14 protein-coding genes and 2 tRNA genes are annotated in these 12,925 nt (G+C 74.0%); 13 read left to right on the top strand and 3 right to left on the bottom strand.

Translation table 11 applies throughout. From position 1 onward, the window contains the following. The first annotated feature begins 50 nt into the window (after positions 1-50). The 4 genes from AB0P35_RS14505 to AB0P35_RS14490 all read left to right on the top strand — a co-directional run bounded on the left by AB0P35_RS14505 (position 51) and on the right by AB0P35_RS14490 (position 3,771). Positions 51-551, top strand: coding sequence for a hypothetical protein (locus tag AB0P35_RS14505; protein WP_363510480.1), 501 nt, complete (start codon positions 51-53; stop codon positions 549-551). A 77-nt stretch (positions 552-628) separates the two neighbouring features. Continuing rightward, positions 629-1,936, top strand: a complete 1,308-nt coding sequence (locus AB0P35_RS14500; protein WP_363510477.1) for a glutamate-5-semialdehyde dehydrogenase — start codon at positions 629-631, stop codon at positions 1,934-1,936. Between the two features lie 83 nt (positions 1,937-2,019). Then, on the top strand, positions 2,020-2,613 hold the full coding sequence (locus AB0P35_RS14495; RefSeq protein WP_363510474.1) for a hypothetical protein: 594 nt from the start codon (positions 2,020-2,022) through the stop codon (positions 2,611-2,613). A 90-nt stretch (positions 2,614-2,703) separates the two neighbouring features. Beyond that, positions 2,704-3,771 (top strand): hypothetical protein, encoded by a 1,068-nt coding sequence (locus AB0P35_RS14490; protein WP_363510471.1) that lies wholly within the window; start codon positions 2,704-2,706, stop codon positions 3,769-3,771. A gap of 33 nt (positions 3,772-3,804) precedes the next feature. Here the strand turns inward: AB0P35_RS14490 and AB0P35_RS14485 are convergent, their stop codons facing one another. Next, positions 3,805-4,893, bottom strand: a complete 1,089-nt coding sequence (locus AB0P35_RS14485) for a M48 family metallopeptidase (protein ID WP_363510468.1) — start codon at positions 4,891-4,893, stop codon at positions 3,805-3,807. A 192-nt stretch (positions 4,894-5,085) separates the two neighbouring features. On the opposite strand from AB0P35_RS14485, the gene AB0P35_RS14480 reads away from it, so the two are divergent. The 8 genes from AB0P35_RS14480 (at position 5,086) to AB0P35_RS14445 (ending at position 9,625) form a co-directional block, all read left to right on the top strand. After that, a complete protein-coding gene (locus AB0P35_RS14480) occupies positions 5,086-5,232 on the top strand; it encodes a hypothetical protein (RefSeq protein WP_179419485.1) in 147 nt (48 codons plus the stop codon). A 153-nt stretch (positions 5,233-5,385) separates the two neighbouring features. Beyond that, complete coding sequence (locus tag AB0P35_RS14475; RefSeq protein WP_179419486.1) at positions 5,386-5,532, top strand: hypothetical protein; 147 nt, start codon at positions 5,386-5,388, stop codon at positions 5,530-5,532. A 111-nt stretch (positions 5,533-5,643) separates the two neighbouring features. Continuing rightward, entirely contained in the window at positions 5,644-6,273 is a 630-nt protein-coding gene (gene nadD, locus AB0P35_RS14470; RefSeq protein WP_095874894.1) for a nicotinate-nucleotide adenylyltransferase, read from the top strand. A gap of 16 nt (positions 6,274-6,289) precedes the next feature. Then, positions 6,290-8,143, top strand: a complete 1,854-nt coding sequence (locus tag AB0P35_RS14465; RefSeq protein WP_363510463.1) for an LCP family protein — start codon at positions 6,290-6,292, stop codon at positions 8,141-8,143. A gap of 115 nt (positions 8,144-8,258) precedes the next feature. Beyond that, positions 8,259-8,696: a ribosome silencing factor gene (gene rsfS / locus AB0P35_RS14460; protein WP_095874896.1), complete on the top strand. Its 438-nt coding sequence runs from the start codon at positions 8,259-8,261 to the stop codon at positions 8,694-8,696. Continuing rightward, positions 8,693-9,340, top strand: a complete 648-nt coding sequence (locus tag AB0P35_RS14455) for a histidine phosphatase family protein (RefSeq protein WP_095874897.1) — start codon at positions 8,693-8,695, stop codon at positions 9,338-9,340. The genes rsfS and AB0P35_RS14455 overlap by 4 nt, the downstream gene beginning before the upstream one ends. Positions 9,341-9,445: 105 nt before the next feature. Next, positions 9,446-9,518 (top strand) — tRNA-Ala (locus tag AB0P35_RS14450). A 34-nt stretch (positions 9,519-9,552) separates the two neighbouring features. Next, positions 9,553-9,625 (top strand) — tRNA-Ala (locus AB0P35_RS14445). Between the two features lie 73 nt (positions 9,626-9,698). On the opposite strand, the gene AB0P35_RS14440 is transcribed toward AB0P35_RS14445, so the two are convergent. Next, on the bottom strand, positions 9,699-10,655 hold the full coding sequence (locus AB0P35_RS14440) for a helix-turn-helix transcriptional regulator (RefSeq protein WP_363510459.1): 957 nt from the start codon (positions 10,653-10,655) through the stop codon (positions 9,699-9,701). Positions 10,656-10,960: 305 nt separating this feature from the next. Here AB0P35_RS14440 and AB0P35_RS14435 point away from each other — a divergent pair, with 305 nt between their 5' ends. Beyond that, positions 10,961-12,235 (top strand): MFS transporter, encoded by a 1,275-nt coding sequence (locus AB0P35_RS14435; RefSeq protein ID WP_363510544.1) that lies wholly within the window; start codon positions 10,961-10,963, stop codon positions 12,233-12,235. Between the two features lie 211 nt (positions 12,236-12,446). Here the strand turns inward: AB0P35_RS14435 and AB0P35_RS14430 are convergent, their stop codons facing one another. Then, a complete protein-coding gene (locus AB0P35_RS14430) occupies positions 12,447-12,887 on the bottom strand; it encodes a hypothetical protein (RefSeq protein WP_363510456.1) in 441 nt (146 codons plus the stop codon). Positions 12,888-12,925: the final 38 nt, after the last annotated feature.

Raw genomic sequence — 12,925 nt, 5'->3', positions numbered from 1 at the left:
ACCCGGAGCCGGCGCCCGGGCAGGGGACGTCGCCGAACAGGAGGCCGCCGATGGCAAGCAGGCGCCCGGGAACACTCCCGGGGGAGACGTCCGAGCGGCGGCTCACCAGCATCGCCGGCGGCCGCGCCGCCGGCGGCCCGCCCGGTGAACCCCCGCAGACCGCCCGCGAGTTGCGGCCGCACACCGGTGGCGAGGACGGCACGGAGGAGCAGGGCAGGCTCTGGCACGTCGTCCTGTCGGTGGCCGGCCGGGCCACCCCGATCGCCGAGCTCCGGGCCGGCCTGGAGCAGCTGGCCCACGACCACGCCTTCTTCCTGACCGCCCGCTACGCCGCCGACCACGCCGAGATCCGGTACTGGGAGCAGGCCCGCGACCTGCACGACGCCGCGGCCATCGCACTCCGGCTGTGGGGCGAGCACAAGGCGTCCGCGAACTTACCGCCCTGGGAGATCGTCGGGCTGGAGGTCGTCGACCGCGCCACCTACCACCAGCGGGTGGCGGAGGGCTTCGGCGATCCGCCACCGCACCTCGGCGGTGTGCACCCGTACTGACCGGCCGCGCCGCGGCCCACGTCTCAGCCGCCGAAATGCCGGCCGGGGCGGGGGCCGCGAGTCGCTACCCTTCAGGCATGACCAGCGACCACGCCACCACCGACAGCCCCGTCCTCGCCGTCGCGCGCCGAGCCCGTGAGGCGGCCGCCGCGCTCGCCCCGCTCCCGCGCAGCGCCAAGGACGCCGCGCTGCTGGCGATCGCCGACGCGCTGGTCGCACGGAGTGCCGAGATCACCGCCGCCAACGCCGAGGACGTCGCCCGGGCCCGCGAGGCCGGCACCCCCGAGTCCGTCGTCGACCGGCTCAGCCTCGACGACCGGCGGATCGCCGCGATCGCCTCCGACGTCCGCGACGTGGTCGGCCTGCCCGACCCGGTCGGTGAGGTGGTGCGCGGCTACACCCTGCCCAACGGCCTCGACGTGCGCCAGGTCCGGGTGCCGCTCGGCGTCGTCGGCATCATCTACGAGGCCCGCCCCAACGTCACCGTGGACGCCGCCGCGCTCTGCCTGAAGTCCGGCAACGCCGTCCTGCTGCGCGGCTCCGCCTCGGCCTACCGCTCCAACACCGAGCTGGTCGCGGTGGTCCGCGACGCGGTCGCCTCGGCCGGGCTGCCCGCCGACGCCGTCCAGCTGGTGCCCGGCGAGAGCCGGGACTCGGTGCAGGAGCTGATGCGCGCCCGCGGCCTGGTCGACGTGCTGATCCCGCGCGGCGGCGCCTCGCTGATCCGCACCGTCGTCGAGGGCTCCACCGTGCCGGTGATCGAGACCGGCACCGGAAACTGCCACGTCTACGTCGACGCGCAGGCCGACCTGGCGATGGCCGTCGGCGTGCTGCTCAACTCCAAGGCCCAGCGGGTCAGCGTCTGCAACTCCGCCGAGACCCTGCTCGTCCACCAGGACATCGCGGACGCCTTCCTGCCGCTCGCCCTGGAGGCACTGGCCGGCGCCGGCGTGACGGTGCACGGCGACGACGCGGTGCTGAAGGCCGCCGAGGGCACCGCCGCCACCGCCGTCCCGGCCACCGACGAGGACTGGGAGACCGAGTACCTCTCGTACGACATCGCGGCCGCCGTGGTGCCCTCGCTGGACGCCGCCGTCGAGCACATCCGCCGCTGGTCCTCCGGGCACACCGAGGCGATCGTCACCACCTCGCAGGCCGCGGCCCGCCGCTTCACCCAGCTGGTGGACTCCACCACCGTGGCCGTCAACGCGTCGACGCGGTTCACCGACGGGAGTGAGTTCGGCTTCGGCGCGGAGATCGGCATCTCCACCCAGAAGCTGCACGCCCGCGGCCCGATGGGCCTGCCCGAACTGACCTCCACCAAGTACATCGTCACTGGTGACGGCCATGTTCGGGGCGAGGCGCAGCCGACCGTCGGCTCCTGAGCCGGCCGGCGGGCCCTCCCGGCGAACAGGGCAACTGACGGGAGGCCCAGACAAACCGCCCGCCCGGTAATACGCTGAATCCCGTGGCTGAGGATGTGGGGGGCTCGCCGAACCCCGACGGCGCCGACCACGGTGGTGCGGACGACGAGTTCGCCACCGTGGTGCTCGACGAGGCCTTTGTCCGGTCCGCGGCCGTGCACGAGCCGAGTGCCCTGGAGCGGCAGCTGGCCGCCGCCGAGGCCCGGTTCGAGCCGGAGGCCGCGGGCCCGGCCCGGCCATGGGACCTGACCGCTCCGGAGATGGCCGGCACCGGCGACGTACTGCCGCTGGAGCTGCGCCCGCACCCGCGCGGCCTGGACGACGACCGGCTGTACCCCGACCCGTGGTCCGGCACCGACCGGGCCCGCCGCCGGGCCCGCTGGTCCCGGACGGTCGGCTGGGAGCCACTGCGCCACGACGGGCGCCATGTCGCGCAGCAGCGCTGGCACCGGCCCGTCGCCTGGGTGCTGGCGGTGGTCATGGGGGTGGGCGTGGTGGCCGTCGCGGTGGCCGCGATCTACCGCGGCGCCGGCGGCGCCGGCGAATCGCCGCGGCGTCCGGAGGTGGGCACCAGCAGCACCCCGGGCTCGCCGCCGGCCACGCCGCTGCCCACTGCCGTGGCTCTGCTGAGCGGCTGAGCAGGCCCCGGATGGCGTCGCGCCGGGACGCCGGCCGGAAGTTGCCCGCGGCCGGTCGAACCCTGGCCCTGCCGGTTCTACCCTGGTTCTATGGGTGACCCGCGCGAGCCTCCGGAGGGTGCGCCCGAGGGCGGTTCCGGCAGCGATGACGAGTTCCGGTCCGTCGTCTTCGACGAATCGTTCGTCCGGGCTGCCCGGATCCAGGAGCTGTCGGCGCAGGAGCGGCTCGGCGGCACCTACCGGGCGACCCGCCCGCGGATCGGCCTCGGCCCGTTCGGCACGCTGCCGCGGCAGGCGGTCGCGCTGCTGCTGGTCGTCTTCCTCGCCTTCGCGGCGGCGGTGTACTTCGGCGTCAGTTCGCCGCACCGTCAGACCGCCCCGCCGTCCGGTAACCAGCTGACCACCGGGCTGGTCGCGCTCAGCCCGACCGGGCCGGTCGCCGCGGTCGTCGACCCCGAGCACCCCTTCGCGGCCCTGCCCGCCGGCTACGGCGAGGGGACCATCGGGCTGGCGCTGCCCGCGGGCGCCGCCACCGCCCACTTCACCAGGGCCGACGTCAACCGGGCGCTCTCCGTGGTGCAGCGCTACCTCACCGCATCCGCGCTGTCGCCGGCCACCCTCGTCCAGGGCGACACGGCCGAGGCACGCACCCTCGTCACCCCGGGTGAGCAGGCGCAGTACGACGACAGCGTGAACAGCCCGCAGGACGACCAGCACCACGCCGCCACCGGCTGGCTGGTCCGCTTCGACCCGGGCCAGGTGGCGCTCGCCGACGACGCGGTGCGCACGGCCGGCACCGTCCGGGTCGGGGAGGCGGACAGCGGCACCCTGGAGATCACCACCGACCACACCTTCGTCTACGCGGTGCGGGCGGCCGGCACCTCGGACGGGCCGGTCAGCCTGTTCACCGTCCGCCGGGAGCTGCGGTTCGACTTCGACCGGCTGGACCTGAGCTCGGACCGGATGCGGCTGGTCGACGCGGCGGTGCAGGCCGGGCCGACCGCGTGCGGCACCCGGATGAGCGGCTACCTGCAGCCGCTGCTGGCGGGCAGCACGGCGACCGCCCCGCAGGCCGTCGACCCGGGCGACCGCAGCCGGCCGGCCTGGCAGGTGTGCGGGGTGCTCGGACCGCTGACCGGACCACCCGCCGGGCGGTGAACCGCCCCGGCCGGCCCGGGCACCCCGCCCGGGTCACTCCCGGCCGGCGCCGTCCGAGCCGTTCGCGCCGTCGGGCCCCTCGGAGCCGCCGCTGCGGGCCCCCGCGAAGGTGTCCCGCAGCTTGCCGCCGACCGTGCCGACACCGCCGGCCACGTCCCGCAGCAGGCCCATCAGCGGGTCCTTGCTCTCCTTGACCGACTGCGAGTACGAGTCCGCGGCGGCCTTCCACTGGGCGCCGACCGACGTCTGCGGGTCGTCCCCGCGGCGCGGGTAGGCGCCGGCCAGGATCGAGCGGTACTCGTCGCTCTCCGCCCACTTCTTCAGCTTGGCGACCCGGACCACCGCGAACGGGTGGGTCTGCGGCAGCACCTGCAGCAGCTTGAGCACACCGTCGCGCAGGTCGCCCGCGCGCTCGTACTCCTCGGCCTGCTCCAGGAAGGCGTCGACGTTCATCTCCGCCAGGTCGTGCCCGCCGGCCAGCTTCATCAGGCCGCGCATCGAGGCCTGCAGGTCCTGCCCGGCCAGCAGGCCGGCCCGGTCGCAGGAGAGCTCGGCCTTGCGGAACCACTCCTTGAGCGCGGTGATCACGCCCATGATCGCCAGGTTGCCGAGCGGCAGCCAGGCGATCCGGGCCGCGATGTTGGTGAGGATCAGCAGCATCGTCCGGTACACCGCGTGGCCGGACATCGCGTGGCCGACCTCGTGGCCGATCACGGCCCGCAGCTCCTCCTCGTCCAGCAGCTCCACCAGGCCGCTGGTCACCACGATGATCGGCGTCTCCATGCCGATGCACATGGCGTTGACCGTCGGGTCCTGCGTGACGTACAGGTCCGGAACCTTCTCCAGGTCGAGCACGTAGGCGGCGTCCCGCACCATGGCGTGCAGCTCCGGGAACTGACGCTCCGAGGTCCGCACCGCGGTGGCGAGGAACATCAGCCGGACACTGCGCTCGGACACCAGGCCCGCGAGCTTCTTCAGGACGTCGTCGAAGCCGCTCAGCCTGCGCAGCGCCACCAGCGCCGAACGGTCCGCCGGGTGCTCCCAGGCCCGGGTGGAGATCTCCGGGAAGCGCTGCCGGCGGCGGCTCGGCGTGTTGCCGCCGTCCTTGGAAAGGTCGGTCATCTGTGAGTACCTCCTGGTCGTCGCCGGCACCGGCCCCCGGCCGGCCCCCGCTGCTGATGGCTCCAACGTCCGTGCGTGCGTACTCGTCCCCGGCGGACCACGGTACGCCCCGGGGGCGGTGGCGGGTGTCCGGTACGCCCCGGCTTACGCTGGACGTCCGGAGCGAGATCCGGAGCGAGAGGAGCACCCCCGATGTCCCCTGCCACCCTGGCCGACCTGGCCGGACCGATCTCCAGCGAGAACGGGCCCGGCCTGTTCCTGCGGATCATCGTGATCGGCTCCATCGTGGGCGTGGGCCTGCTGGCCTGGATCCTGGTGCGCGCGGGCCGCGACAACTGACCCGACCTGCGGCCCCCGCGCGCCCGGCACCTATGAGGGGTCAGACGCGGTGGGCCGCCGCGCGGTTGCGCGGGGCCCACCCGTACGATGAGGCCGCGGGCCGTACGGCCCGCACCCCTCGTCCGCCCCCGAGCCGAGAAGGTCCTGCCGACCATGAGCACTGCCGCACTGCCCGCCCTGACCCAGCTCGCCGAGGGCGGCAACCACGAGAGCCTCAACCCGTACCTGACCGGTGGGGCCGCGCTGTTCATCCTGCTGCTGCTGCTCTTCCTGACCACCCGCTTCAACCGCGACCGCTGAGCCGGCCGCGCACCGCGGGGGAGCGCCTGCACAGAAGCTGCGCGCTCCCTCCCGCGGACCTCTCCGGGCGGCTTGCCGCCCGGTGACGCACGTCGCGTAAGGTGTGGCGGCATGGGACAGCAGGCCGAGACCACCGGTGCGCCGCGGACGCGGAAGCGCCTCGGCGTGATGGGCGGCACCTTCGACCCGATCCACCACGGGCACCTCGTCGCCGCCAGTGAGGTGGCGAGCGCCTTCCACCTCGACGAGGTGGTGTTCGTGCCGACCGGGCAGCCGTGGCAGAAGTCCGACCGGCAGGTCACGCCGGCCGAGGACCGCTACCTGATGACGGTCATAGCCACCGCCGAGAACCCGCAGTTCTCGGTCAGCCGGATCGACATCGACCGCGAGGGCCCGACGTACACCGTCGACACCCTGCGCGACCTGCACGCCCTGCACCCCGACGCCGAGCTGTTCTTCATCACCGGCGCCGACGCACTCGCGCAGATCCTCTCCTGGCGCGACTCCGACGAACTCTTCGAGCTCGCCCACTTCATCGGCTGCACCCGCCCGGGCCACACCCTCTCGGACGCCGGCCTCCCGGTCGGCGGGGTCTCCCTGGTCGAGGTGCCGGCGCTGGCCATCTCCTCCACGGACTGCCGCAACCGGGTCGCCAAGGGCGAGCCCGTCTGGTACCTCGTCCCGGACGGCGTGGTCCGATACATCGACAAGCGGGCGCTCTACGCGCCGGCCCAGCCTTGATCCCGGGAGGGACGGCGTGACCGGAACGGCAGACCGCGGCGGGCCGCAGGGCTACCAGCACGACCCGTACGGGCAGGGCTACGACCCCTACGGCCAGCAGGAATGGCCCCAGGAGCAGCCGCAGCAGGACCCGTACCAGCAGGGGTACTACCAGCAGCCGCAGCAGCCCCAGCAGCCGCAGGCCTACCAGCAGGACCCCTACGGCCAGCCGCAGCAGGACCCGTACCAGCAGGGCTACTACCAGGAGCAGCCGCAGCAGGACCCGTACCAGCAGGGGTACTACCAGCAGCCGCAGCAGCCGCAGGGCTGGGACCCGTACGCCGGCCAGGGCGGCCAGCAGGGATGGGTTCAGGACCCGTACCAGCAGGGCGGCGCCCCGCAGCAGACGCCGCAGCAGACCCCGCCGCGGCAGGCCCCCGGGCATCAGCCCTCCCGGCGCCCGCCGGTGCCGCAGCCACCGCTCCAGCAGGTCGCCCCGGCCGTCGGCGCCGCCGCCGCGGCGGGGGCGGCCACGCGGGCCGCGGCGCCCGGCCGGACCGCCGCGCAGCCCGCCGCCCAGCCGCCCGCGCAGCCCTCCGAGCAGGTCGGCGGCAGCCGCCAGGCGCGGCGCCCGGCCCCGGGCGGCGAGGACGCCTTCGCCACCGGCGAGTTCACCTTCGTCGACGAGGAGTCGGAGAGCTCCGAGGACGTCATCGACTGGCTGAAGTTCGCCGAGTCCCGCAGCGAGGTCCGGGCCGAGCGCCGCCGCCGGCTGCGCAACCGGCTGATCGGGCTGGCCGCGACCGTCGCCGTGGTCGGCGCCGGTGTCGGCGGCTACCTGTGGTGGACCGGCCGGAACTCCGCCGGCTCCGCCGCGGCCGCGGCCGGCGGGCGCCAGGTCAACGTCGTCCACCTGCGCGATCTGCAGGGCAAGGTCAGCACCGCGCTGCTGGTCAACGACGCCTCCGGGCACAAGGGCACCGTGCTGCTCATCCCGGACACCCTGCGGCTGCCCGGCGACTCGGCCACCACCACGGTCGCCAAGGGTCTGGACGACGTCGGCTCGTCCGGAACCCGTGAGGGCCTGGCCACCGTCCTCGGCGCCCCGGTCGCCGGCACCTGGCGGCTGGACACCCCGTACCTGACCCTGCTGGTCGCCCAGCTCGGCGGCGTCAAGGTCGACACCAACGTCGAGGTGAAGGCCGCCGACGGCAAGGTGCTCGCCTCCCCGGGCAAGGGCGTCAGCCTCAACGGCCAAGCCGCCGTCGCCTACGCCACGCTCCAGGCGCCCGGCGAGGGACGCGACGCCCAGCTGGCCCGGTTCGGGCAGGTCATGGCGGCCGTGCTGCACGCCATGCCGACCGACCTGGACGAGGCCACCGAGGACGTGCACCGGATGAACGCCGTGCTCGACCCCTCGCTGCCGGAGAAGCCGCTGGCCGGCGTGCTCGCCCAGCTCGCCCAGCAGGCCGACGGCGGGCACCTGAACACCGAGCTGCTCAAGGCCAAGCCGGACGGCACCCTGGACGAGGCCACCGCCGGCCGGCAGGTCAAGGACGTCCTCGGCGGCACGATCAAGAACGCCACCACCAGCGGCAGCACCACCCGGGTCTCGGTGGTCGACGCCTCCGGCCAGGCGAAGGCCGCCGAGTCCGCCTCGGTGCAGATCACCAACACCGGCATGGAGGTCGTGCCGAGCAGCGGCAAGGCCGGCGCCGCCCAGGCGACCAGCGAGATCCGTTACACCGACGACACCCGGGCCGACGCCGCGAAGACCCTGGCCGGCGCGCTCGGGCTGAAGCCGGAGGCCGTGAAGAAGGTCACCGATCCGCAGAACGCCGACCTCGTCGTGGTACTCGGCAAGGACTACAAGGGCCTGCCCGCGCAGTAGCCCGCCCGCTCCCTGCAGGGCCTGTCCGAAGGGCCCCCGGTCAAATCGATCGGGGGCCCTCGGCGTTCGTGAGATCCTGGGGTGGAGAACCGAGTAGCCGAGCCGGAAGAACAACGTGACTGCCACTGACCGGAGCCAGGAACTTATCAACGTCGCCGCACAGGCGGCGGCCGAGAAGCTGGCACACGACATCATCGCCTTCGACGTCAGCGACGTGCTGTCGATCACCGACGCATTCCTCATCGCCTCCGCGGCCAACGACCGCCAGGTACGGGCCATCGCCGAGGAGATCGAGGACAAGCTCCGCGAGGAGCTCGACGTCAAGCCCGTGCGCCGCGAGGGCGAGCGAGAGGGCCGCTGGATCCTCCTCGACTACCTGGACATCGTGGTGCACGTCCAGCACTCCGAGGAGCGCTCCTTCTACTCCCTCGACCGACTCTGGAAGGACTGCCCCGAGCTGCCCCTGCCGGCCGACGCCCTGGCCACCCGCAACCGCCCCGAGGGCGCCCGCACCGACGCCGCCGGCAACGCGGTCGCCGAGGACGAGAGCTGAGCCGCGCCGCGCGGGGACCGCGCATCGTCTTCTGGCGCCACGGCCAGACCTCCTGGAACCTCGAGTCCCGCTTCCAGGGCAGCACCGACATCCCGCTCACCGACCAGGGCATCTTCCAGGCCCAGCGGGCCGCACGGCTGCTCGCCGGGCTCAGGCCCGACCTGCTGGTCTCCTCCGACCTGCAGCGCGCCGCCCGCACGGCCGCCGAGCTGGCCCGGGTGAGCGGCCTGGAGGTGCACCACGAGGAGGGCCTCCGGGAGACGTACGCGGGCGAGTGGCAGGGCCTGACCAACGCCGAGATCCGGGCCCGCTACCCGGAGGAGTACGAGGCCTGGTCACAGGGCCACCCCGTGCGGCGCGGCGGCGGAGAACTCGCGACCGAGGTCGCGGACCGGGCCGTGCCGGTGGTGCTGGCCGCGGTCGAGAAGCTGCCCGAGGACGGCACGCTGGTCGTGGTCTCGCACGGCGGCACCATCCGCACCATGATCGGGCGGCTGCTCGGCATGGAGCCGGTGCTGTGGGAGCGGTTCGGCGGCCTGTCGAACTGCTGCTGGTCCGTGCTGGGCCAGGGCGTGCGCGGCTGGCGACTGCTGGAGCACAACGCCGGCACGCTGCCGCAGCCGGTCATCGGCGATGAGACCTGAGCCCGCTCCGGCAGGCGATTTCGCAGTTCCGGGCCTGACCGGTAGAGTCTTCCTCGTTCGCAGCGAGGAACGCCGACCGAAAGGAAGGCGGGCCACCGGGACTGCGGGGCTATAGCTCAGTTGGTAGAGCGCTTGCATGGCATGCAAGAGGTCTGGGGTTCAATTCCCCATAGCTCCACTCCGCACCAGCGGCCGAAGGCCGTTCGTGTCGCGGGGCTATAGCTCAGTTGGTAGAGCGCTTGCATGGCATGCAAGAGGTCTGGGGTTCAATTCCCCATAGCTCCACAGGATCCCGAGAAGCCACCACTCCGTCCGGAGCGGTGGCTTTCGGCGTTCCGGTGCTCGGTTTCTCTGCGGCTCAGCCCGTTCGGTGCTCGGCTTTCGCGCCGCTCCGCATCTCCGGTGCCCGGCCCGCGGCGTGCGTGCACTCCGCGAAGACGCCGGCCGGCTCGGCGACCATCCGCTCCAGCCGCAGCCGGTCCTCGGGGCCCTCCGGCGTGTAGACCACCAGGTACGCCTCCGGTGCCGCCGGGATGGTCAGGTACGAGGCCTGGAAGTGCATCACGCCCACCCCGGTGTGGCGGAACACCTTGCGGGAGGTCCGCGGCGGCGCCACCTCCTGCCGGGCCCACAGCTCGCGGAACCGGTCGCTGGCCGCCGAGAGGTCCCGCACGTAGCTCTCCCAGGCGGGCTCGCCCACGTGCCGCCCGTACGCGGCCCGCAGCACCCCGACCATCCGGGGCAGCTCCTCCTCCCGGTTGACGAACGGGTTGCAGCAGTCCGGCATGGTGAACGCGCACCACATGCTGTTGCGCGGCTCGCCGGACCCGGCCGGCCCGGTCGCCCGCGGGAAGAGCGCCCGGTACGCGGCGTTGTGGCGCAGCACGTCGAAACGGGTGTTGCAGATCGCCGCGGGCAGCGGGTCGAGCTGGTCGAGGATGGTCTGGGTGGCCCCGTCGAGCTCCGGGTGATCGGTGTCGGCCGGCGACGGCAGCCGTACCCCGGCCAGCCGGAACAGGTGCTCGCGCTCGGCGGCGTCCAACCGCAGTGTCCGGGCCACCGCCTCCAGCACCTGCTCCGAGGCGTTGATCGGGCGGCCCTGCTCCAGCCACGTGTACCAGGTGACCCCCAGCCCGGCGAGCTGCGCCACCTCCTCGCGGCGCAGGCCCGGCGTCCGGCGCCGCAGGCCGGGCGGCAGGCCGACGTCCTCCGGGTGCACCCGGGCGCGACAGGCCCGGAGGAACTTGGCGAGCTCCTCGCGTCGCAGGTCCTTGCGGTGGGGCGCCGCGGCGGTCTCCGAATCCAGCACGGTCATGCCTCCCATGGTCGCCCACCGCGGGCGCCGCCGACAGGTGCTCCCGGTACCAGGATCCGCAGGCTCTAACCACCCGTACCGGGCCGCGCGCACGCTGGCGGCATGACGGACCTACGCACCCCTGCCGCCCCTGTCACCCCCGCCACTGCCGTCTCTCCCGGCTCTCCTGCCGCTTCCGGCTCTCCGGGCTCTCCTGCCGCCCCCGCCAGACCCGGTCTGGTGCTCGGGCTGGTGCTCTCCGGACAGTTCATGGCCCTGCTCGACGTCTCCGTCGTCAATGTGGCCGCCCGAGCGTCCGCACCGACCTGCACGCCTCCGGCGCCGCACTGCAACTGGTCATCGCCGGCTACACCATCGCCTACGCGGTGCTGCTGATCACCGGCTCCCGGCTGGGCGCCCGGTACGGCTACAGCCGGATGTTCCGCCTCGGGCTGGCCGCCTTCACCGCGGCCTCGCTCGCCTGCGGACTGGCGCCCGCCACCGGCTGGCTGATCGGCTTCCGGGTGGCCCAGGGCATCGGTGCGGCGGTGATGGTGCCGCAGGTCATCAGCGTGATCCAGCGGCTGTTCACCGGCGCCGCCCGGGTACGGGCGCTCGGCCTGTACGCGGCGGTGCTGGCGGGCGGCCTGGCGATCGGGCAGGTCGTCGGCGGGCTGCTGGTCAGCGCCGACCTGTTCGGCACCGGGTGGCGGCCGGTCTTCCTGGTGAACGTCCCGCTCGGTCTGCTGCTGCTGGCCGCCTCCCGGCGGTTGCTGCCCGACCTCCCCGGGGACGCCGGCCGCGGCTTCGACCTGCCGGGCCTGGTGACGCTGGCCGCCGCGCTCGGCCTGCTGGTGGTGCCGCTGGTCCTCGGGCACGAGCTCGGCTGGCCCGTGTGGGGCTGGGCGATGCTCGCAGGCAGCGTGCTGATGCTCGCTCTGTTCGCCGCCGTGGAGCGGCGGGTGGCGGTGCGCGGCGGGCAGCCGCTGATCGCCGAACGGGTGCTGCACGCTCCGGGACTGCTGCCGTCCGCCGGTGCGATCTTCCTGATCATGGCCGGGTTCGCCGGCTTCATGTTCGCCTTCGCCCTGCACCAGCAGGCCGGGCTCGGCAGCAGCGCCCTGCGGGCGGGGCTGCTGTCGGTGCCCGTGTCGGTGGGCTTCGGGGCGGCGAGCCTGCTCTGGCAGCGGCTGCACCGGTCGCTGCCGGTGCTCGGCCTGGCCGTGGTGGCACCGGGCTATGTCCTGATCGGCCTGCTGCTGAGCGGGGGAGGGCCGGTCGGTCCGGCCGCGCAGGTGGCGCTCGCCGTGACCGGACTGGCCGCGGGCTGCGCCTACAGCCCGCTTTTCGCCCGGGCGCTCGGCCGGGTCGCCCCGGTGGACGCCGCGGACGCCAGCGGCGTCATGGTGACCGTGCTGCAGCTCGGCCAGGTGATCGGGGTGACCCTGCTGGGGACGGTCTTCCTCGGCGCGGTGTCCTACCCGGCGCCGGCGGACGTGTCCGGTCACGCCCTGCTGGTCACCACCACGGTCATCGGCGGCGGGCTGGTGGTGGCAGCGGGTCTGGCAGGCCTGGCCGGGCGGACCGGGCGCGCGGAATGAGACCGCGGCCCGGGCCGGTTCGTCCGTGACCGTGACCGTGACCGTGTCCGCGCCTGTGCCCGTGGCGTGCTCGTGTGCCCGTCCTGCCCGCGGCCGGTGTGGGCAGGACGGGTCCGGGGTGGCCCTCGTACGGCGCTGAGTGGCGGGGCCTGAGCGGCCGCGCCGGGCCCGGAGGTCGGCCCGGTGCTCGGCCGGGTGCTCGGCCTGGTGGTCAGGCGGTGACGGGCAGGCGGCTCAGCAGTTCCCGGCCGTCCGCGCGGACCGCGGTGGCGAAGGTCAGCTTCAGCTCCCGCTCCTCGCCCGTGATCGAGAGGTGCGTGGTGAGCAGCAGGCCGAACGCGGCCTTGGCGGCCGGGGAGGCGGTGACCGCCTCGCGGGGGAGCGCCATGACCAGCTTGGTGGGCTTGCCGCTGAGCTGGTCGACGTCGAAGAAGAGCAGCCGCCGGTCGGTCAGGGCCAGGTACACCGGGCGCGGGGTGGCGATCGCCGTCACCGTACCGGCCGTCAGGACACCCACCACGGCGGTGGTGGCCAGGCGGCGGGCGGCGGAGACCGTACCCACCTTGGTGAGGGTGGCGAACTCGACCTGCTCGTCGGCGATCAGCAGCGGTGCGGCGGCCTTGAGCAGCTGCTGCCGGCGGCGGTTGTTCATGGTGCTCCTCGGTGTGCGACTGCCCTGATGGCCGGTCA

It is taken from the genome of Kitasatospora sp. NPDC085879, assembly GCF_040686255.1.
Taxonomy (GTDB): domain Bacteria; phylum Actinomycetota; class Actinomycetes; order Streptomycetales; family Streptomycetaceae; genus Kitasatospora.
Note: the sequence above shows the minus strand (reverse complement) of the source record. Positions and strands in the feature narration are given on the sequence as shown.